The sequence below is a fragment of the Syntrophorhabdaceae bacterium genome, from assembly GCA_036504895.1.
Taxonomy (GTDB): domain Bacteria; phylum Desulfobacterota; class Syntrophorhabdia; order Syntrophorhabdales; family Syntrophorhabdaceae; genus PNOM01.
This window is the reverse complement of sequence record DASXUJ010000024.1, coordinates 22,406-40,090: the sequence shown is the minus strand read 5'-3', so window position 1 is coordinate 40,090 and position 17,685 is coordinate 22,406. Positions and strand designations below refer to the sequence as shown.

Here is a 17,685-nt window from a genome sequence, read left to right as displayed (position 1 = left end):
AGATGATAGGAACGGAAGTCATCCAAAGGCTGTCCGGTTTTTATGCGGACAGGATCAATTTTTTGAACAGGATTCGAAAATGGTGGACCCCGGTGTGGGAATTCCTCACCTTCAGCCTGATGGATGGGGTCATCATTCCGAGAAGGTCGCTCTCCGTCTCGATAGAGCGGGGAGCGGTGTGGGTGGTATCGGCATCGAAATTCCTGGGCAGGCTCAAGATCAAGGGTTTCAGGAGATATACCTTCGAAGAGGGAAAGTATGTCCGGCCCGACGCGCTTGCCTCGACCCTCGCCATGGCGGGCAAAGAGCTCAGGGCCTCACGGGTGGGAATCACCCTGAGCATCCCCAGGGACTGGGCCATAATCAGGACGGTCGAGCTTCCCGCCGCAGTGAAAGAGAATATCATCGATGTCATGGGATACGAGCTCGACAGGCTGACCCCCTTAAGCGCCGACGACGCATATTATGACTTTAAGATCCTGGGCGAAAAGGAGGGGAGGCTCGACGTTCTGGTGGTGGCGGCGAGAGCGGCCCTTCTGAACCAATACCTGGAAGCCCTGAGGAATGAGAACCTGGTAGTGGAGCGGGTGAGCACCAACCTCGCCGGCCTGAACGCCCTTTGCAGCGAACTCGACCCGGCCGCGGACTGCATCTGCCTCCAGATCGATCCCTTCGGCTATGAGGGCGGGTTTATCCATAACCACGAGATAGTCCAGGCTTTCGGAGGAGCCTTCTTAGAACAGGAATCGGCCGGCAAAGCTGAAACCATGGCGCGGGCTGTCGGGCCGTCCGTCGAGCTTGCGAAGAGCCTGGGCCTCATACCGCAGGTCTTCGTCTCCACCCGGGACAAGACCGACGCGGGCCTCGGCGATCTCCTCGATGTGCCGGTCACCGTACTCGACAGGAAAGACTTCGGCCGGAAGGTGCCTTCCATGGATGATGATATCTCTCATACCGCGGTGGGAGCGGCCCTGGAATCTTTGCTCGACGGGCAAAAAGGGCTCAATATCCTGGGAAAAGGGGTCCGCAGGAAAGTGAATGTGCCCAAGGCGATGACCATGGTCCTGATTCTTCTCCTCTTTGCCGCATGGGTCCCCTATGTGGTCCTGCCCCTTCAACGGGAAGAGAAACGGCTCCAGGAGATTAACCGGCAGATATCGATCAGAAAAGACGAAGTGAAGAAGGTGGAAGCCCTGAAGAAGGAGGTCGCTGCCTTCGGTAAAGAAGTGGCCGCCATCGACGATTTTAAAGAAACCCGACCCATGGCCCTTGTGCTCCTGAAGGAGCTTACCACCAACCTTCCGAAAACCGTATGGCTGACCCGGGCGAGGATCACGGAGACCACCGCCGATATCGAGGGCTACGCGAACTCCGCATCGGAGATCCTGCCGAAGCTCGAGCAATCGAAATTCTTTAAAAAGGTGGAATTTGCCTCTCCCACCATCAGGGATACGAGGCTCAATGCGGACAGGTTTGTCATCAGAATGGAAATAGAAGGCTTTGCCGTAACAAAGGAAAAGGAAAAGGAAAAGAATGGAACAACAGAGGAGTAGGATCTTAAAGCTGGCGGTCCCTCTGATATTTGTGCTCTTCTGCGTTACCGCCTATGAATACGGTTACGAGAGGGTGAGCGAGCAGATGGCGGCAATAAAGGATATGGAGCGTACGAAGATCAAGACCCTTCAGAAATATATGAGCATCATTTCGGAGAAGCCGTCCCTGGAGGCGAACCTTGCGGCCCTCAAGGATAAGAGAAGGGAAGGAGATTCGAAAATCATAGACGCCCAGACCCCGTCCCTTGCCGCAAATACCCTGGTCGACACGGTGAAGACCATAATCACCGGCAAGGGAGGCAGTATCACGAGCGAGAGAGCGGAAAAGCCCGAGGACCTCGGTAAATTCAAAATAGTGAATGTTGCCATGGATGTGGTCCTGCCCGACGCGAGGGCGCTTTCCGATGTGATCTACGGCATCGAGACGAGGACCCCTTACATCGTGATCAAAGAGATGGATTCACGGGTGAGAAATTTCAGGGAGCCGAGGGAGCTTATGGTCAAGCTCCGGGTGGCCGCGCTTACGGGTGGGAAATGATGATCCGGTTTTTGCGTTATCTCTATACCAACGTAAATATCCTCAACCTGGCCATCCTTGCCTCCGTGATCGCGATCATTGTCTTCGCCGTCATTCCCCTTTTTCGTATGGGAGCGAAATTTACCCTGCCCCAGGTCAAACCGAAGCCTGTGGCAGAGGTGGCTGCCCCCGCGGAAAAAACACCTGCCCCCTCGCCCGTCGATTACGCCATGATAGGGGAGAACAACCTTTTCCATCCCGAGCGGAAAATCCCGCCCCTCAAGACGGACGAGCAGGCCCTTCCCAGGCCGGACCTCGTGCTGTACGGAACGATTATCGCTGACGGCGCCACGATTGCCTACATAGAGGACAGGAAATCGCCCAAGACCACCCCCGGCAGGGGAAATCGCCAGACGGCGGTCAAGAAGGGGGATATATTGAGCGGTTTTGTGGTGAGAGAGATCGAGGCGGATAAAATAGTCCTCCTGAGAGGCGACGAGACTATGGTGGTCCAGCTCTCCCAGGAAAAAAAGGGGCGGGGAGGCGGCGTCCCTGGCGCCCCCGGGACCTCTCCTCCGGGAAGCAGCGTAACCCAGCCCGGAAGACAGACGGCGCCCGCGAGACCTGCTGCCCAGCCCACCTTTCCCCCGAGGCCCGCCCCGACGTCTGCTCAGCCGGTTGCCCCTCCGCCCATTGTCGGACAGGGCGCTCTTCCGGGCTCCCAATCCCCGCAAAAGCTCCCGACCCGGAGCCGCAGGGACGGGCTCATGGGTCAGTAAGGCCCTTTTGGCTATTCCTGATTTTTTTGCAAGGCGGCGAAGAACCCTCGCCTCTTCATGATCCCTTTCCTTACAAGACGTGCCTGAGGAATTGGAGGCGGCCGGTAACCCGGTCCATCAAAAGACCCTTTGCTTAAAATGTGAAATCTTTCTTCCCTGTTCATCCGACGTCGCCCGTGAAGGGCCTGCCGGATGCAGGCGTTGCTCTTACGGATATCTTCCTGATATGCGGGCGCTCTCCACAATAATAATACCTTTTGAAATTGTTATGGGAAAATTGTTTCAGGGCTTTTCCTTCATCCACCCTTTTCCTTCCACCATCCTCGTCACCATCATGCTCGCCACGTTGTCGCCCGCTGAATTGACCATGGTCGCCGGGGGGTCTACCAGGGTGCCGATCATGGTGATAAGGGGGAAGGCTTCGACGGGAAATCCATAAAGGGAGATGATCAGCAGCTCTCCGATGATGCCGCCCGCCGGGATGCCGCTTACCACCGTGCCGGTGAGCAGGGCGATGCCTATTGCGGTGAGGACTGTCTCCGTTCCCGAGAAGTTGAGGTTGAAGATGCCGAAAAGCACGGCGATCTTGAGGACCGCCGCCAGGCAGGAGCCGTCCATGTGGATGGTGGCGCCAATGGGGATGACGATCTCCCGGATGTCTTCCGGTACCCCTATTTTACGCGCCCCTTCCAGGTTAAGAGGGATGGCTGCCATGCTGCTGCCGGTGGCCAGCGCCGTCAGGGCGGGAGAGGCGATATTTTTCCAGAACCTTCGCACTGCCGGCAGATGCCCCGCGCTGTAGGCGTAGAGGGAGAAGGCGAGGAAAAAATAGAGAAGGGCCAGGGGATAATAGAGCGCCATGGCCCGGAAATAGGAGCCCACCAGCTGGGCGCCGTTGACGCCGATGAAATAAGCGAAATAGGCCCCCAATCCTATGGGGGCGTAATACATGATATAGGAGATGAGCCTCATCATCACGTGATTGCCTGAGGAGAGGAAATCGGAGAAGGCCCTGCCCTTCTGTCCGGAAGAGGCGGTCGCGAGCCCGACGAGAATGGAAAAGAGAATGAGGGCGAGCATATTCTTCTTCGAAAGGATTTCGTGAAAATCGACGACGGTAAAGGCGCGGACTATCTGCTCCGACGCCTTGAAATGATCGACCGTCACTTTCGCGCCCAGATCGAGTGCGAGGCCCTGAGCGGGAGGAAACAGGATTACCCCGACCAGCATCAGCGCCGATGCGATGATCCCGGTAAGGATGAAGACTGCCAGCATGGCGGCGATGATCCTGCCCAGGCGCCGCATATCGGACATGGCGGCCACCGAAGACGAAATGGAGAAGAAGACGAGGGGCACGATGGCGGTGAAGAGAAGGTTCAGGAATATGTCGCCGAAGGGCTTACAGATTGCCGCTTTCGGTCCGAAAAGAATCCCCAGGAGCGAGCCCAGAGAGATTGAGAGTATCAAGAGGATGGAAAACCCGTAGGATCTCAGAAAAGCGGTCAGCTCGAACCCCCATTTGTGCCGGGAAACCCTGTGGCATAACGCCGGCATTTACCGTATGTGCATGTGATCGAATCTATTTTATGCGAGGCGGCGGGTGATGTAAAGCCTAATATAGGGGGGAATCGCTGCCGGAAAGGTCGGAAGGGGAGGAAAAAAAGAAGGTCCCCTGAAGACGGGCATGCCCTTATCGTTGCGGCAGATTAAAAAAATGGCGGGTTCGGATTTACCGAACCCGCCGTAAAAGGCTTAGCTCTTTACTACGTTTGCTGCGGCGGGGCCTTTCGGGCCGCTCGTGACGTCGAAGGTTACGCTGTCGCCTTCGGAGAGAGACTTGAAGCCGCTGCCCTGAATAGAAGAATAATGAACGAATACATCCGAGCCATCGTCTTTCGTGATAAAGCCGAAACCCTTGGACTCATTAAACCACTTCACAGTTCCTTTTGCCATGCTATCTACTACCTCCTGAAATTTAAAATGGAAGGATACGGAACTGTGTTACAGGGACTACAAAAATAGAAAATTCCTGTGGTACTCTAATAACAGAATATTCCGATACTTCTCTATAACACTTAGTATACACAAAAATAATTCGAATGCAAATAATTTTTTAATTTTTTTTAATATTTTAATTTTACCCCTCACGTGAGGGTGGGCAGGACAAGGCCCGCCCTTCTTTTCCATGCCTTTTCGCAATCGCACAAAAGATCCGCCCCATATACACGATTGCAGAAATCCTCGAATTCGCACGCACTATGGGGCGTCGCCCCCGTCAGGGTCGTCGATTCATCGGGGCCTTCCCACAGCGGATCAGCTTCTAAGGGCAGCGAGCCGTCGGCATGCCCTTCGCCGCAGCCGGGCCTGAGACACCGGGGAAAAGACGGGAAAAAGAGGCCGCTCGCAAAAGCCTCGGGGGTCGGATAGGAGCCTGAGAGGGTCATGACTCCGGTTATCGTGGTGTCTCGTCTTCCCATGTGATCCTCCTGAAAACTGCGATAGTTAAAGCCCCCTTTTCAGAACTTTATTAAAAACCGAGCAAGATAGATGCCGTTTCTTAAAAGGCGGCCAATTCAAGGAAAGGGAAAAGACAGCGCCCCGGGCATCGAAAAAGAGTCACCCTTTAGACAGGAGGTGTCGGATTGTTGCCGGACTCCTCCGGCAAAAGGAATTTCACCGCATAAAAAATAATGATTCCATCGGTTTTTTTGAGATCATATGGGGGAGCACGAGCCTCTGCCTTGTTCGTCTTCCTCGCAGCCCGGCCTGAACTTTTCAATCGGTCTTCTGTATTTTTCCCTCACGTGGTCTACGCTGACGCCTTGTATGCCGTAGTCTGCGAGCATTCCGCCCTCTTCAAAGGTAAAATCGACGACGTAGATATTGGGAGGGAAGTCTGCCAGGTTTTCGGCGACCCGGTATCTGAGGACCCTACGGTCCCTTTTATCCCGAACCTCCTCCTGGGGAGCTCCGTAAATCTTTACGATATCCGGAGAGGTCAAAGGGTCCAGGGGAACGCCAATCAATTGGTAGACGATATGGGCCTCGAAGAGGTTGGCGGGGATTCTCATCACGAGCCTATTCGTGCGGCGGCTCCTCTCGATTACCATGCGTTCCCTGCCGTAGGTGAAGAGGGTGAGGGATTTGAGGCCCGCGAGCTTTTCGGGCATGACCGGCCCCGGATTGATCCAGTACGTCGGGTCTTTCCTCTTTTCCCCTTCGCGGGAATAGATGAGGGTCCAATCGTCGTCGGTGAGCCGAATGGTGTTCCCGCCCCACCGCAGGGTCCTCACCGGTCTTCGGCTGATGACGCCGAAATCGATGATGGCGGCGGGAAGGCCGTATTGACTGAACACGGTCTCGGGGTTTGAGGAGATGAGGTCTCCCCCGGGCAGCTCGCGCATCTGGTCCGGGGTCATGGCATGAATGGGGCTGACGAGGAGGCAGAGGATGACCGTCCATGCGGCGAGCGCCCCCCGGGAAAATATTCCGATTCTCATTTCCCTGTCCTTCACGGCCTCTTTCGAAAACCCGGCCTTTTCCGATAACTGTAATACAGGCTTTTTTGAGGGGCAAGGACCCGGGGCCCGACAGGGGCGTGGAAAACCGGCGAGACCGCCATTTTTCTTTTGCCGGAGTTAACTATAAGAATTGACAAGGGAAAGATAAAAATGGTAATAATATCTCTTGATTTGACCCTAAGGTCCGGCGTGCTTTTATTTATCAGTACCGGAGAAGAGCGGAAACGATGAAAGAAGACCTCGAAGTACTGCGACATAGCGCCTCCCACCTCATGGCCCAGGCGGTGAAGGAGCTCTATCCCGAAGCCCTCGTGGCGATCGGACCCGCCATAGAGACGGGATTTTACTATGATTTCGAGTACGACCCCGGCTTTACGGAAGAGGATTTCCCGAAGATCGAGGAACGGATGAGGCAGATTGCCGCGAGGAACCTTCCTATCGTCAGAAAAGTGATAAAACGGGAGGAAGCCCGGGAAATGTTCGCCAAAATGGGCGAAAAATATAAGGTGGAGCTTCTCGAATCCATTGAGGATGACGAGGTGAGCACCTATACCCAGGAAGGGTACACGGACCTCTGCAGGGGACCCCATCTCGCTTCCACGGGTGAAATAAAGGCGTTCAAGCTCCTGAGTCTCGCGGGAGCATACTGGAAAGGCGACGAGCGAAACAAGATGCTCACGAGGATTTACGCCACCGCCTTCCCGGATGAGGCTTCTTTAAAAGAGTACCTCCAGTTCCTCGAAGAGGTGAAGAAGAGGGACCACCGGAGGCTGGGGAAGGACCTGGAGCTTTTCAGCCTCTCCGACGAGGTGGGCGCGGGCCTGGTCATTTACCACCCCAATGGCGCGCTTCTCAGGTACCTCCTCGAAGATTTCGAGAGGAAGGAGCACCTGAAGAGGGGGTATCAATTCGTCGTCGGTCCCCAGATACTCAAGGTCGATCTCTGGAAAAAATCGGGCCACTACGAGAATTATCGCGAAAACATGTATTTTACCAAGGTGGACGAGGTCGATTACGGCATAAAGCCGATGAACTGTGTCGCCCATATCATGGTCTATAAATCGAAGATCAGAAGCTATCGCGACCTGCCCCTCAGATATTTCGAGCTCGGCACGGTCTGCAGGCATGAAAAATCGGGCGTTCTCCACGGCCTCATGAGGGTGAGGGAGTTCACCCAGGACGATGCCCATATCTTCCTCAGGCAGGATCAGCTCCATGAGGAGATCGTGGCCATCATCAAATTTGTCCAGGACGTGATGAAGATCTTCAATTTCGAGTTCGAGATGGAGATCAGCACGAGGCCGGAGAAATTCATAGGCTCCATCGAGGACTGGGACAAGGCGGAAAAGGTCCTGAAAGAGGTGCTCGACGACCAGGGCCTGCCTTATGATATCAATGAAGGGGACGGCGCCTTTTACGGACCCAAGATCGACATTAAATTGAAAGACGCCATCGGCAGGAAGTGGCAGTGCGCCACCATACAGTGCGACTTTGCCCTGCCCGAGCGGTTCGACCTCCATTACGTAGACAGCGACGGCAAGCGCAAGCGGCCCGTCATGCTCCACAGGGTGATCCTCGGCGCACTGGAGCGGTTCATCGGCGTCCTCATCGAGCATTACGGCGGCCGTTTCCCTGTGTGGCTCTCGCCTGTCCAGGCGGTGCTCATGAATATTACCGACGACCAGCAAGGCTATATAAAATCCCTCTATGACCGGATGATCGACGAGGGGATCCGGGTGGAGATGGACGTGCGCAACGAGAAGCTCGGTCTTAAAGTAAGAGAGGCCACGGTAAAAAAGGTACCTTACATGGTGATCGCGGGCAAAAAAGAGATGGAAGCAGGGGTTATCACCGTCCGTCTCCGCGATGGCGAAGAACTCAGGAATATTGAAATAAAAGATTTTATAGACAGGATCAGGGAAGAAAATATCTCCAGGAGGTGAGCTCCATAGCAAAGGACAGTAAAGACGCCAATATCAACGAGAAGATCAAGTCACGGGAAGTGCGGCTGATCGACGCAAACGGGACCCAGATGGGTGTAGTTCCCACGCTGGACGCCATGAGGATGGCGAAAGAGCAGGAACTGGACCTGGTGGAAGTCTCACCGTCCGCAGTTCCCCCTGTGTGCAAGATCATGGATTACGGGAAATTCAAGTACCAGACTGCGAAGAAGACGCAGGAAGCGAAGAAGAAGCAGACCATAATCCAGCTCAAGGAAATGAAGCTCGGTCTCAAGATCGAAGAACACGATCTCCAGTTCAAGATCAAGCATATCCGGGATTTTCTTGAAGCGGGAGATAAGGTGAAGATCATTATAATGTTTAAGGGCAGAGAAGTTCTCCATGTAGATATGGGGGAGAAGATGGCCCAAAGGATTATAGAATCTTTGAAGGATATAGGAGACCTGGAACAGAAGCCGAGATTCGACGGAAGGAATATCGTGATGGTATTCGCTCCGATATAGAGGAGGATTTTAGATGCCGAAGGTAAAGACGCACAGAGGATTAGCAAAGCGGGTGAAGATCACCGCAAAGGGAAAGATAAAGAGGTCAAAGGCGTACCATAGCCACCTCCTCTCTTCCAAGTCACCGAAAGAGAAGGCACGGCTGTCCAAGCCCGACACGGTCCATTCCACCGATGCGAAACGGATCAGGTCACTCATACCTTACCTATAATAATTTTTGAGGAGTAGAACATGCCAAGGGCAAAACGTGGAGTAAAAGCGAGAAGAAGAAGGAAGAAGATCCTTAAGCTGGCGAGGGGTATGTATGAGAGCAGGAGGACTACCTATAGCGTGGCCAAGCGCGCGGTCTTCAAGGCGCTCAAGTACGCATACAGCGGAAGGAAGCAGAGGAAAAGGGATTACAGGGCCCTGTGGATCGTGAGGATCAACGCGGCATGCAGACCCTACGGAATCACCTACAGCAGGTTCATAAACGGGTTGAAGACCGCCAGTATAGACCTTAACCGTAAGTCCCTCGCCGATATGGCGATCAACGATCCCTCCGGGTTCGCGAAGGTAGTGACGAAGGTGAAAGAGGTGATGGTGGCGCAGCCGTCAGCATGATCGGAATCCGGAAGAGAGACGCTCGTATGAGGCCCCGTCAACTTCCGGATTTTTTGTCGGCAGGCGGGTCCTGCCCGTTTTCTACGTGAAAGGTGAATCTTGAATATAGAAGAGTTGAGTGAGAAGGTCGAAGGCGGAATATCGTCTATTCGGACTATTGAAGACCTCAAGAACCTCAAACTCTCCCTCCTGGGAAGAAAAGGTCTCTTCGCGGAGTACCTGGAAGGGCTGAAATCCCTCGATAAAGAAGAGCGGAAGGTCTTCGGAAAAGAGATCAACAACCTAAAGGTAGGCGCAGAGGCGAGGCTCTCCGGGATCGAGAGCCAATTCGTGGAGGAAGAGAAGGCGAGGCAGCAGGCACGGTCGTGGATCGATATCACCATGCCCGGCAAGCAGCCTGTGGTGGGCAGGAAACATCCCATAACCCAGACCTTCGATGAGATCGTCCGCATCTTCTCCTCTCTCGGCTTCTCCGTGGCCGAAGGGCCGAATATCGAGACCGAATACTACAATTTCGAGGCCCTGAATATTCCCCAGGACCATCCTGCGCGGGACATGCAGGATACCTTTTACGTAAAGCCGGGGGTGGTGCTTCGCACCCATACGTCGCCCATGCAGGTGCGCGTGATGGAGTCCCAGTTGCCTCCCGTGAGGATTATCTCACCCGGCTCCGTCTATCGATGCGATCAGGACGTCTCCCATACCCCCATGTTTCATCAGGTGGAGGGGCTCATGGTGGACAAGGGAGTAAGGTTTTCCGATCTGAAAGGCATTCTCACCCTTTTTATCCAGGAGATATTCGGGGCGGAGACGCCCGTCAGGTTCAGGCCGAGCTATTTTCCCTTTACCGAGCCCTCCGCGGAGATAGACATAGGGTGCGTCATCTGTAAGGGCAAAGGGTGCAGGCTCTGCAAAGAGACGGGGTGGCTCGAGATACTTGGTTCCGGTGTGGTCCATCCCCAGGTGCTCCGGGGCGTGGGCTACGATCCCGAAGAGGTGAGCGGCTTCGCCTTCGGGATGGGGGTCGAGAGGATTGCCATGCTGAAATTTGGAATAGACGACATCAGGCAGTTTTACTACCATGACATCAGATTTCTTTCCCAGTTCTGAGGTAAGATCGTGAGAATCCCGTTCGAGTGGCTGAAGGAGTTTGTGGTAATCGAGATGGGTCCCCATGAGGTGGCGTCAAGGCTTACCATGAGGGGCCTTGAAGTAGAGTCCGTGGAGGAGATCGTTCCTTCCTTCGAAGGCGTGAAGGTGGGAAGGATCGTCCACATGGAGAAGCACCCGAAAGCGGACAAGCTGACTCTATGCAAAGTGGATGCAGGGGGCGACGCCCTCTCGATCGTCTGCGGCGCAAGTAATATCAAGGTTGGGGACAAGGTCCCCGTGGCTACTGTGGGCGCCCGGCTCCAGGGCGACTTCCTGATTGAAAAAAGGCCAGTCAGGGGCATAGAGTCGGAAGGCATGCTCTGTTCGGAAAAGGAGCTCACCATTTCCGACGACCATAGCGGCATCTTCATCCTGCCGGAAGAATTCGTGATCGGCCAGGCACTCGCGGACCAGCCCGGTATCCGGGACACGGTGCTCGACGTGAGCGTGCCCCCCAACAGGGGCGACTGCCTTTCCATCTACGGCATAGCCAGGGAAGTGGGAAGCATCCTGAAACAGCGGGCGAAGCTGCCGCTCTTCAAGATCGACTCCGGGGAAGGGAACGTGAAGGATCATATCTCCCTTCAGATCCACGACCTCGCCGCCTGTCCCCGCTATGTGCTCATGATGCTGAAGGGCATCTCCATCGTGCCTTCGCCTTTCTGGATGCGCAACAGAATCATAAAATCGGGCATGAGGCCCATCAATTCCATTGTCGATGTGACCAATTATATCATGCTCGAGCTCGGCCAGCCTCTCCACTCTTTCGATTACGACAAGATCAGGGGCACACGAATCGATGTGAGGGTCGCGCAAGACGCCATGAAGTTCAGGACCCTGGACGGTCAGGACCGCGACCTATTCGCCGGCGACATCCTCATATGTGACGGCGAGGGCCCGGTTGCCGTGGCAGGCATCATGGGCGGCGAGAATTCGGAGATCAGCGCGAATACCACGAACGTCGCGTTGGAAAGCGCCTTTTTCAACCCCCTCTATATCAGAAGGACCGCCAGAAGGCTTGGGCTCAAATCGGAAGCATCCCTGAGGTTCGAGAAGGGTATCGATATCGATACCACCGATCTCGCGGCCGAGAGGGCGATCTACCTCATGCACACCATCTCCGGCGGCGCCGTGGTAAAGGGAAAGCAGGAGGTCTACGAGCGGAGTGAAAAGAGGACCATCACCTTGAGCTTCGCACGGATAAACGAGATCGTGGGGACGCCCATAGAGCAGCACCAGGTGATAAGCGCCCTGAAATCGATCGATGTCTTTGTCCTCGAAGAGGCCCAGGGGAAGATTACCGTCTCCATCCCGCCCTTCAGGCATGATATCGTGGAATATGCGGACCTGATAGAGGAAGTGGCCCGCATCTACGGATACGACCGCATTCCCGCCACCATGCCCGTCATCACCGTCCAACCTCCGAAAATAAGTGATACCGAGCGCTATGGGGCGAAGGTAAAAGAATACCTCATCGCCGCCGGTTTTTACGAGCTCATAAACTTCAGCTTCTCGGGCGTCGCCGATATCGCCAATTTCCTTTTGCCCCCTACGGACGAGAGGGCCTCCTACGTCCCCATCATGAACCCCCTGGCCAAGGATTATGCCGTAATGAGGACCCTCATCACTCCGGGCATCCTGAAGGCGGTGGGATATAATATCAACAGGGGCTCAAAAAACCTCAGGTTTTTCGAGACGGGAAAGGTCTTTATTCCGGACCCCGGCAAAGACCTGCCCCGCGAACACCCTTCCATCTCCTTTGTCATGACCGGTAAGGAGAGGGACTATTACTGGAGGGAGCCTGTCGCGGAGGATGATTTTTTTGATTTGAAGGGGGTGCTTGAAGGGCTTCTCGCGCGCTTCGGCATCGGCTTCACCCTCGTAAGAAGCAGCCAGCCTTTTCTGAATGCGAGCCGGGCAGGAGATGTGATCCTCGATAACGGCATGAACGCGGGGTGGATAGGCGAACTGAAGGACGAGGTGGCCGCATCCTATGAGATCGAGCAAAAAGTCTACTGCGGGGAATTGAGATTTGATATAATGCTCGCGAGAGGACCGGCCCGGGTGCAATATAGTCCCATACCCCGGTATCCCCAGGCATCGAGAGACTTTTCGTTCCTCGCCGAAGATTCGGTCCCGGTGGCGGATCTCGTGGAGATCATCAAGAAAGTTTCCCCCCTCATACGTCATGTGGGGATATTCGATGTATTTAAGAAGGAGATGCGGTCCATTGCGCTCAGGGTAATCTTCCAATCCCTGGAAGATACGCTCACGGACGAGACCGTGAATGAGCTGCAGGAGCGGATCATAAGAGAGCTTACTAATATAAACGGCGTCACGTTGAGAACGTAAGGAGGATGGAGCATGACAAAATTAGAAATCGTAACTAATTTATATGAGAAACTCGGATTTTCCAGAAGGGAGTGTGCAAATATCGTGGATGCCTTCTTCGAATCGATAAAGAAGACACTCGCCGATGGGGAAAACGTAAAAATATCGGGCTTTGGCAATTTTATCGTGAAACAGAAGAAGGCCAGAAGAGGCAGAAACCCCCAGACAGGGGAAGAGATAGAGATATCGGAGCGAAAGGTGCTCAATTTCCGGCTGAGCCAGGTTCTTAAGGATGAGATAAATAGCAGAAGCAGAAAATGATAAAAAATGCGTGAAAATATCCCTGAAAGGATGTTCTACCGGATCAAGGAGGTATGCCTTATAACGGGCCTGAAACCTCATGTGCTCCGGTACTGGGAACAGGAATTCAAGGATATCAGACCCGCCAAGAGCTCGAAGGGACAGCGGCTCTATAAGCGAAAAGACCTGGACGCAATCATCGCCATCAAGAAACTTCTCTATGAAAAAAGGTTTACCATCGACGGGGCAAAGAAGTACCTGACCGATCGCCACATCCTCGACGAGATCAGGGACGAGCTGATCCAGATCGTGGAGATCCTAAAAAAAGGAGTATGACATGAAATTTCTCATCCCGATCCTTCTCTCCTTGTCCGTCCTCTCCTGCGCCGCGGGACCCGTACAAATGGCGAAGAACGAGCAGGAAGGCATAAAGACCACCTACGCGGAAGCCCAGCTCAGGACCCTCCATGAAAAGAACAAGCCCCTCCTTCATGAGATATATACCCGCCTCACAAGGGCAAAAATAGACGTCTATAAAGAAGGGATCGGTTTTACCACCCTGAAAGACGAGGTCGATGTACCCCATTACTACCTCATGGTCAGCGTAAGGCCCTCCGAAATCGTCTTCGACGAGGCCTCCACCAAGCCAGAGCAGAGGTTCTCCAAGGTCGTAGGCGCCTACGCCGAAAAATACCTGGCCTATGCGAAAAAAGAAGAGATCGAGAAAAGCGGCGCCGAAGGCCTGGCATTAGGGATCTTCTGGCCCGTACGCGACTATTCTCAATGCAAGGAAGCAGGCGGCTTCATAGAATACGTCATCCTCTACCTGAGCAATGACGACCTGCAAAACATCAGGAACGGCAACAAAAGCTTCGCGGAGACCGTCTCCGACTCGGAAGTAATCGCAAGCCTGAACATGGGGCCCCCCACCCACTACACCCCCGTCTTCCAATAAAAGGGGGCTTGCGTCGCCCCCTCGCTCGGCATAAGCCGAACGAGCCTCCCCCTCTCGCTTGCTGTGCGAGTTACATCACGCTAGGACAATTCCAATAATTTACATGTTTCGATATCCGCTGGTGTGCGATCGGGAGGAGCGAACTCTATTTCGCTCTGTGGCCGCCCTGTCTTCTTCCGCACAGCGTCGTTGCCCGCGTCGTCCCTCTCCTCGACGTGCAATTTAAGGGGGCTCACGTCGCCCCCTCGCTCGGCAAAAGCCGACCGAGCCTCCCCCTCTCGCTCGCTGTGCGAGCTACATCACGCTGGAATATTCCTCACAGTTCCCACTTCCAATTCACGCTTATGTGCTGTCGCCATGGGCGGACTTTCTTTCGCTTTTCCTAGTCGCCTAGCTGAGCGAAAGAATACAGCCCGTCACGACTCACATGGTTTAGCCAATCCGCAAAAGCTAACAAAAACCTCCTTTTTCGCTCGCGCAGCTCGAAGACTTTTACCTTATTGTTTGACTAGAGACTAGAGACTAGAGACTAGAGACTGCCTTTAATCTACACTTCTATTTTCTCGGTGGCGGGCTCGGGCTCGAAAATTTTATCGAAGGTGGTTTCCGGAAAGGGGGCGGGGGTGAAAGAGAGGAGGAATATTAGGAGGATCACCAGGGCGAAGAGCTTTCTTCTTTTGTCGAGCGGAGTGGAGGCGTCTGTGGGCTGGGGGTGGCGCATGCCGAAGATGAGGAGGAGGACTACGAGGAGGAGCCAGCCGGGATTGTAGAGGATGGCGGTTGCGGCGAGGGCGAAGATTACGGCCATGAAGACCCACTTGCTTCGTTGGCCGAAGAGGGCGTAGAGGATGTGGCCGCCGTCGAGCTGGCCGACGGGCAGAAGGTTTAAGGCGGTGACGAAGAGGCCCACCCATCCCGCGTATCCGAAAGGGTGGAGCACCAGGTCGTGACCGGCGGGTATGGGTCCCACGAGCAGGCTTTCGAGGAGCCTGAACATCATGGGGTCTCCCAATTGGATAAATCCATCCATATCAGGGGTGATGGCCCGCACCGTAGACCACTTTATGCCTAGCACGATGAAGGGGATGGCGACTATAAATCCCGAAAGGGGGCCTGCAACACCGATATCGAAGAGCGCCCTTTTGTCCGTGACCACACCTTTCATCTTTATGATCGCCCCGAAGGTGCCGAAGGGAGAAAGGGGAAAGGGGATGAAATAGGGGAGGGTGGCGGGTATGCCGTACCTCATGGTCATAAAGTAGTGGCCCATCTCGTGGGAGAGAAGTATGGCCATAAGGGCCACACTGTAAGCGAAGCCCTGCACGAAATAGGTGGAAGCACAGGTGAGGAGAAAAAGGATGACCTTGAGGACCATGGGTTATGAGCCGATCAACCCCTCTTCGAGACGGACCCGGTCGAATTTGCTGCCCCTCTTTATACTCAAATCGAGGGCCGCCAGCATATCGAGAAAGGCGATGAGCTCCCTTTTCGATATCTTCCGGCTCGTCTTCGAAAGGTTGAAGGCGTAATAAGGTTTTTGGAAGGGCAGGTACTGCTTCTTCTCCAGGGGTTTTATCTCCATGCCGTCCTTCCATTTGGTAAAAGGCTTCGAAAAAACCCCGAACTCGGAGCTTGCAGCGAATATCTCCTCCATGTCCTTGGCGTGGAGGAGAAGGCGTATCTGCTTGGTGAGGAAACTGTGGACCGCGAGGACCGGCAGCCCGTTGGAGAGGAGGTTCTCGAATATGGCGAGGGCGCCCAACGTGTCCTTACGCGCGTAGGCGTCGAAGAGGGTGATGAGGCTCTCCTCGTGGGTTTCGGTGCCCACGGCAAGGATATCCTTGGAGCGGATCTCGCCCCGCTCGCCCACGTAGGTGACGAGCTTCTCGAGCTCCATTTCCAGGATCGATTCGTCTTTTATCCGGTTGGTCAGGAGCTGGAGGGCCTGGTGGGTCATCTTTTTGTCGTGTTTTCTGATGAATGCCCGGACCCTCTCCTCGATGCGCCGCTCTTTCTTCTGCTCGAGGACAATGGTCTTCCCCTCGATGAGCCGGTGTCCCGCCGGGGCCGGCGCGGTGAGATAGACGATCACATGGGCCCGCTCCTTAAGTGAAAGGATCTGCTTTTTTACGTCGTGGAGCGTCTCCCGGTCGGGGTCTACGAGGACGAGCACGAGGTCGGGGTTGAGGAATAAGGCGGAGGCATGCTCGACCACCCTGGCCTTGATATCCTTCCCTGCGGCAATATCCACCTCAGGGTACTTGGACCACTCGTGTGAAAGGATATGGATATCCTCCGCCGCAGTATCTTTGGAGCCCACTGCGATAATGACTTCATTTCCCTGATGGGTTTCTTTCACATTGTGCGTCATGACGAATTAGTCGGGGCCGATAAGTCCCTCGCTCAGCTAGATTACTATACCGGCTCGATTTTTTCAAGGAAAGGCCCGCTCCGGGACGGGAGACTATTGGTCGCCCTGCCCTTGATAATAAATAGCCGGCGGATTACTTTTCGATTAGAGACAGTCAGGGCGCCGGACACAGGGGGTGTGCGGGGTCCTATAGCCCCAAAAAGAGGTGAGAGTATGAGAGCTGAAAAACTATACCTTTACGACATCAACAAGCTTATCGGGACCTTGACCGGGGAATTCGGCGGCCTGCCCTACGAAAAATTTACCGCTGACCCCAAGACGTTGAAATCCGCAGTCGAACGGTTGTTGATTATGAAGGAAAGGTGGGCCTGGCTTCCCGCTCAGGTGCGACGGGAGCTGGGACCTCTCGACTGGAATGCCCTGACCGGCACATGGAACCGTAGCACAGGCGCCTTCGATGGCGTGGACGCGAAACAGGTGTGGGAGACCATCGCCCAAACCCTCCCCCAGTGGAACGGAAAGGTGGAAGAGTTTCTCAACAGGCCGGGCTGAAGTAAGAATATTTGTGACGACCGGTTGAAATCAGAAAAGAAAGTCCTTAGGTTTTCACTACGGTAACTGTTCCATGTTCGGACGGTGTAGGGAGTGATTCGATTTCTTATACTCTTTAGATCTGAACAGCCGATAAGGGTTTTATTCAACGATTTACCAAGAGGTGGTGTATGAACGAGTATGGTTTTGCCAATTGCGAGAACATCTTTACCCACAAGTGCAATGGCGAGGTGACGATACTGCTCCATGCGGCCGAACGATATGGGATGTTGATGGAAAAAGCGAAAGGGAGAATAAAAACGATTTGCAGGCGATGTAAGAACTTTTCACAGCAAAGACCCTATCATGGCTCTGTGCGGGACGGGCGTGAGCTTTCCTGAAAATCACCTTTTTCCGGTCATGGCTGCGGCAAATAATATCATTACAGGGATTTAGGGCCGAAAGGGTCTTTTAAACGACCCTGTCAGTCGAGGGGACGAGAGGTCATTCTTCCCGATAGATAATCTCGCAGCAAAAAGGCAGTACTAACCTCATTGACAGGTTTCCCCCGGAGACTTATAGTCCCTAAAACCAGATTGCAGTTTCCC

20 protein-coding genes are annotated in these 17,685 nt (G+C 54.3%); 14 read left to right on the top strand and 6 right to left on the bottom strand.

The features are described 5' to 3' along the window. Positions 1-2 precede the first annotated feature (2 nt). Genes VGJ94_03175 through VGJ94_03165 form a run of 3 tightly spaced genes read left to right on the top strand, consistent with a single transcriptional unit; the run spans position 3 to position 2,849 of the window. Positions 3-1,553: a PilN domain-containing protein gene (locus VGJ94_03175; GenBank protein ID HEY3275598.1), complete on the top strand. Its 1,551-nt coding sequence runs from the start codon at positions 3-5 to the stop codon at positions 1,551-1,553. Continuing rightward, positions 1,534-2,091 carry a GspMb/PilO family protein gene (locus VGJ94_03170; protein HEY3275597.1) on the top strand — a complete coding sequence of 186 codons (558 nt, stop codon included), beginning with the start codon at positions 1,534-1,536 and terminating at the stop codon, positions 2,089-2,091. The genes VGJ94_03175 and VGJ94_03170 overlap by 20 nt, the downstream gene beginning before the upstream one ends. After that, entirely contained in the window at positions 2,088-2,849 is a 762-nt protein-coding gene (locus VGJ94_03165; protein ID HEY3275596.1) for a hypothetical protein, read from the top strand. Before VGJ94_03170 ends, VGJ94_03165 begins: the two co-directional genes overlap by 4 nt. Positions 2,850-3,131: 282 nt before the next feature. Here VGJ94_03165 and VGJ94_03160 read toward each other — a convergent pair whose 3' ends face one another. From VGJ94_03160 to VGJ94_03145, 4 genes are all read right to left on the bottom strand, one after another. Next, the gene (locus VGJ94_03160; GenBank protein HEY3275595.1) at positions 3,132-4,403 is read right to left on the bottom strand and encodes a dicarboxylate/amino acid:cation symporter; all 1,272 of its coding nucleotides are present in this window, start codon (positions 4,401-4,403) and stop codon (positions 3,132-3,134) included. Positions 4,404-4,601: 198 nt separating this feature from the next. Further along, complete coding sequence (locus VGJ94_03155; GenBank protein HEY3275594.1) at positions 4,602-4,802, bottom strand: cold-shock protein; 201 nt, start codon at positions 4,800-4,802, stop codon at positions 4,602-4,604. A 191-nt stretch (positions 4,803-4,993) separates the two neighbouring features. Further along, positions 4,994-5,326 carry a hypothetical protein gene (locus VGJ94_03150; protein ID HEY3275593.1) on the bottom strand — a complete coding sequence of 111 codons (333 nt, stop codon included), beginning with the start codon at positions 5,324-5,326 and terminating at the stop codon, positions 4,994-4,996. A 237-nt stretch (positions 5,327-5,563) separates the two neighbouring features. Further along, entirely contained in the window at positions 5,564-6,349 is a 786-nt protein-coding gene (locus VGJ94_03145) for a hypothetical protein (GenBank protein ID HEY3275592.1), read from the bottom strand. 248 nt (positions 6,350-6,597) lie between these two features. Here VGJ94_03145 and thrS point away from each other — a divergent pair, with 248 nt between their 5' ends. The 9 genes from thrS to VGJ94_03100 all read left to right on the top strand — a co-directional run bounded on the left by thrS (position 6,598) and on the right by VGJ94_03100 (position 14,175). Beyond that, the gene (gene thrS / locus VGJ94_03140) at positions 6,598-8,313 is read left to right on the top strand and encodes a threonine--tRNA ligase (protein HEY3275591.1); all 1,716 of its coding nucleotides are present in this window, start codon (positions 6,598-6,600) and stop codon (positions 8,311-8,313) included. After that, positions 8,310-8,834, top strand: a complete 525-nt coding sequence (infC, locus tag VGJ94_03135) for a translation initiation factor IF-3 (protein HEY3275590.1) — start codon at positions 8,310-8,312, stop codon at positions 8,832-8,834. Before thrS ends, infC begins: the two co-directional genes overlap by 4 nt. A 13-nt stretch (positions 8,835-8,847) precedes the next feature. Continuing rightward, complete coding sequence (gene rpmI / locus VGJ94_03130; GenBank protein ID HEY3275589.1) at positions 8,848-9,045, top strand: 50S ribosomal protein L35; 198 nt, start codon at positions 8,848-8,850, stop codon at positions 9,043-9,045. A 20-nt stretch (positions 9,046-9,065) separates the two neighbouring features. Continuing rightward, positions 9,066-9,437 (top strand): 50S ribosomal protein L20, encoded by a 372-nt coding sequence (gene rplT, locus VGJ94_03125; protein ID HEY3275588.1) that lies wholly within the window; start codon positions 9,066-9,068, stop codon positions 9,435-9,437. A gap of 99 nt (positions 9,438-9,536) precedes the next feature. After that, positions 9,537-10,547 carry a phenylalanine--tRNA ligase subunit alpha gene (locus VGJ94_03120; protein HEY3275587.1) on the top strand — a complete coding sequence of 337 codons (1,011 nt, stop codon included), beginning with the start codon at positions 9,537-9,539 and terminating at the stop codon, positions 10,545-10,547. Positions 10,548-10,556: 9 nt separating this feature from the next. Beyond that, on the top strand, positions 10,557-12,941 hold the full coding sequence (gene pheT, locus VGJ94_03115) for a phenylalanine--tRNA ligase subunit beta (GenBank protein ID HEY3275586.1): 2,385 nt from the start codon (positions 10,557-10,559) through the stop codon (positions 12,939-12,941). 12 nt (positions 12,942-12,953) lie between these two features. Continuing rightward, positions 12,954-13,241: an integration host factor subunit alpha gene (locus VGJ94_03110; protein ID HEY3275585.1), complete on the top strand. Its 288-nt coding sequence runs from the start codon at positions 12,954-12,956 to the stop codon at positions 13,239-13,241. Between the two features lie 6 nt (positions 13,242-13,247). Continuing rightward, the gene (locus tag VGJ94_03105; GenBank protein HEY3275584.1) at positions 13,248-13,556 is read left to right on the top strand and encodes a MerR family transcriptional regulator; all 309 of its coding nucleotides are present in this window, start codon (positions 13,248-13,250) and stop codon (positions 13,554-13,556) included. Position 13,557: 1 nt separating this feature from the next. Continuing rightward, positions 13,558-14,175, top strand: coding sequence for a hypothetical protein (locus tag VGJ94_03100; protein HEY3275583.1), 618 nt, complete (start codon positions 13,558-13,560; stop codon positions 14,173-14,175). 547 nt (positions 14,176-14,722) lie between these two features. On the opposite strand, the gene VGJ94_03095 is transcribed toward VGJ94_03100, so the two are convergent. After that, on the bottom strand, positions 14,723-15,550 hold the full coding sequence (locus tag VGJ94_03095) for a site-2 protease family protein (protein HEY3275582.1): 828 nt from the start codon (positions 15,548-15,550) through the stop codon (positions 14,723-14,725). Between the two features lie 3 nt (positions 15,551-15,553). Continuing rightward, a complete protein-coding gene (locus tag VGJ94_03090) occupies positions 15,554-16,534 on the bottom strand; it encodes a hypothetical protein (protein ID HEY3275581.1) in 981 nt (326 codons plus the stop codon). Positions 16,535-16,759: 225 nt separating this feature from the next. On the opposite strand from VGJ94_03090, the gene VGJ94_03085 reads away from it, so the two are divergent. Together VGJ94_03085 and VGJ94_03080 are read left to right on the top strand one after the other, a co-directional pair. Next, entirely contained in the window at positions 16,760-17,098 is a 339-nt protein-coding gene (locus VGJ94_03085) for a hypothetical protein (protein HEY3275580.1), read from the top strand. 170 nt (positions 17,099-17,268) lie between these two features. Beyond that, positions 17,269-17,478, top strand: a complete 210-nt coding sequence (locus VGJ94_03080) for a hypothetical protein (protein HEY3275579.1) — start codon at positions 17,269-17,271, stop codon at positions 17,476-17,478. Positions 17,479-17,685: the final 207 nt, after the last annotated feature.

What these genes read in the sequence shown, in the direction of transcription:
- VGJ94_03095 (HEY3275582.1), bottom strand. Translation starts at nt 15,550, where the DNA reads ATGGTCCTCAAGGTCATCCTTTTTCTCCTCACCTGTGCTTCCACCTAT.
- VGJ94_03160 (HEY3275595.1), bottom strand. Translation starts at nt 4,403, where the DNA reads ATGCCGGCGTTATGCCACAGGGTTTCCCGGCACAAATGGGGGTTCGAG.
- VGJ94_03165 (HEY3275596.1), top strand. Translation starts at nt 2,088, where the DNA reads ATGATGATCCGGTTTTTGCGTTATCTCTATACCAACGTAAATATCCTC.
- VGJ94_03145 (HEY3275592.1), bottom strand. Translation starts at nt 6,349, where the DNA reads ATGAGAATCGGAATATTTTCCCGGGGGGCGCTCGCCGCATGGACGGTC.
- rplT (HEY3275588.1), top strand. Translation starts at nt 9,066, where the DNA reads ATGCCAAGGGCAAAACGTGGAGTAAAAGCGAGAAGAAGAAGGAAGAAG.
- VGJ94_03170 (HEY3275597.1), top strand. Translation starts at nt 1,534, where the DNA reads ATGGAACAACAGAGGAGTAGGATCTTAAAGCTGGCGGTCCCTCTGATA.
- VGJ94_03100 (HEY3275583.1), top strand. Translation starts at nt 13,558, where the DNA reads ATGAAATTTCTCATCCCGATCCTTCTCTCCTTGTCCGTCCTCTCCTGC.
- thrS (HEY3275591.1), top strand. Translation starts at nt 6,598, where the DNA reads ATGAAAGAAGACCTCGAAGTACTGCGACATAGCGCCTCCCACCTCATG.
- VGJ94_03110 (HEY3275585.1), top strand. Translation starts at nt 12,954, where the DNA reads ATGACAAAATTAGAAATCGTAACTAATTTATATGAGAAACTCGGATTT.
- VGJ94_03175 (HEY3275598.1), top strand. Translation starts at nt 3, where the DNA reads ATGATAGGAACGGAAGTCATCCAAAGGCTGTCCGGTTTTTATGCGGAC.
- VGJ94_03155 (HEY3275594.1), bottom strand. Translation starts at nt 4,802, where the DNA reads ATGGCAAAAGGAACTGTGAAGTGGTTTAATGAGTCCAAGGGTTTCGGC.
- VGJ94_03085 (HEY3275580.1), top strand. Translation starts at nt 16,760, where the DNA reads ATGAGAGCTGAAAAACTATACCTTTACGACATCAACAAGCTTATCGGG.
- rpmI (HEY3275589.1), top strand. Translation starts at nt 8,848, where the DNA reads ATGCCGAAGGTAAAGACGCACAGAGGATTAGCAAAGCGGGTGAAGATC.
- VGJ94_03105 (HEY3275584.1), top strand. Translation starts at nt 13,248, where the DNA reads ATGCGTGAAAATATCCCTGAAAGGATGTTCTACCGGATCAAGGAGGTA.
- VGJ94_03080 (HEY3275579.1), top strand. Translation starts at nt 17,269, where the DNA reads ATGAACGAGTATGGTTTTGCCAATTGCGAGAACATCTTTACCCACAAG.
- VGJ94_03150 (HEY3275593.1), bottom strand. Translation starts at nt 5,326, where the DNA reads ATGGGAAGACGAGACACCACGATAACCGGAGTCATGACCCTCTCAGGC.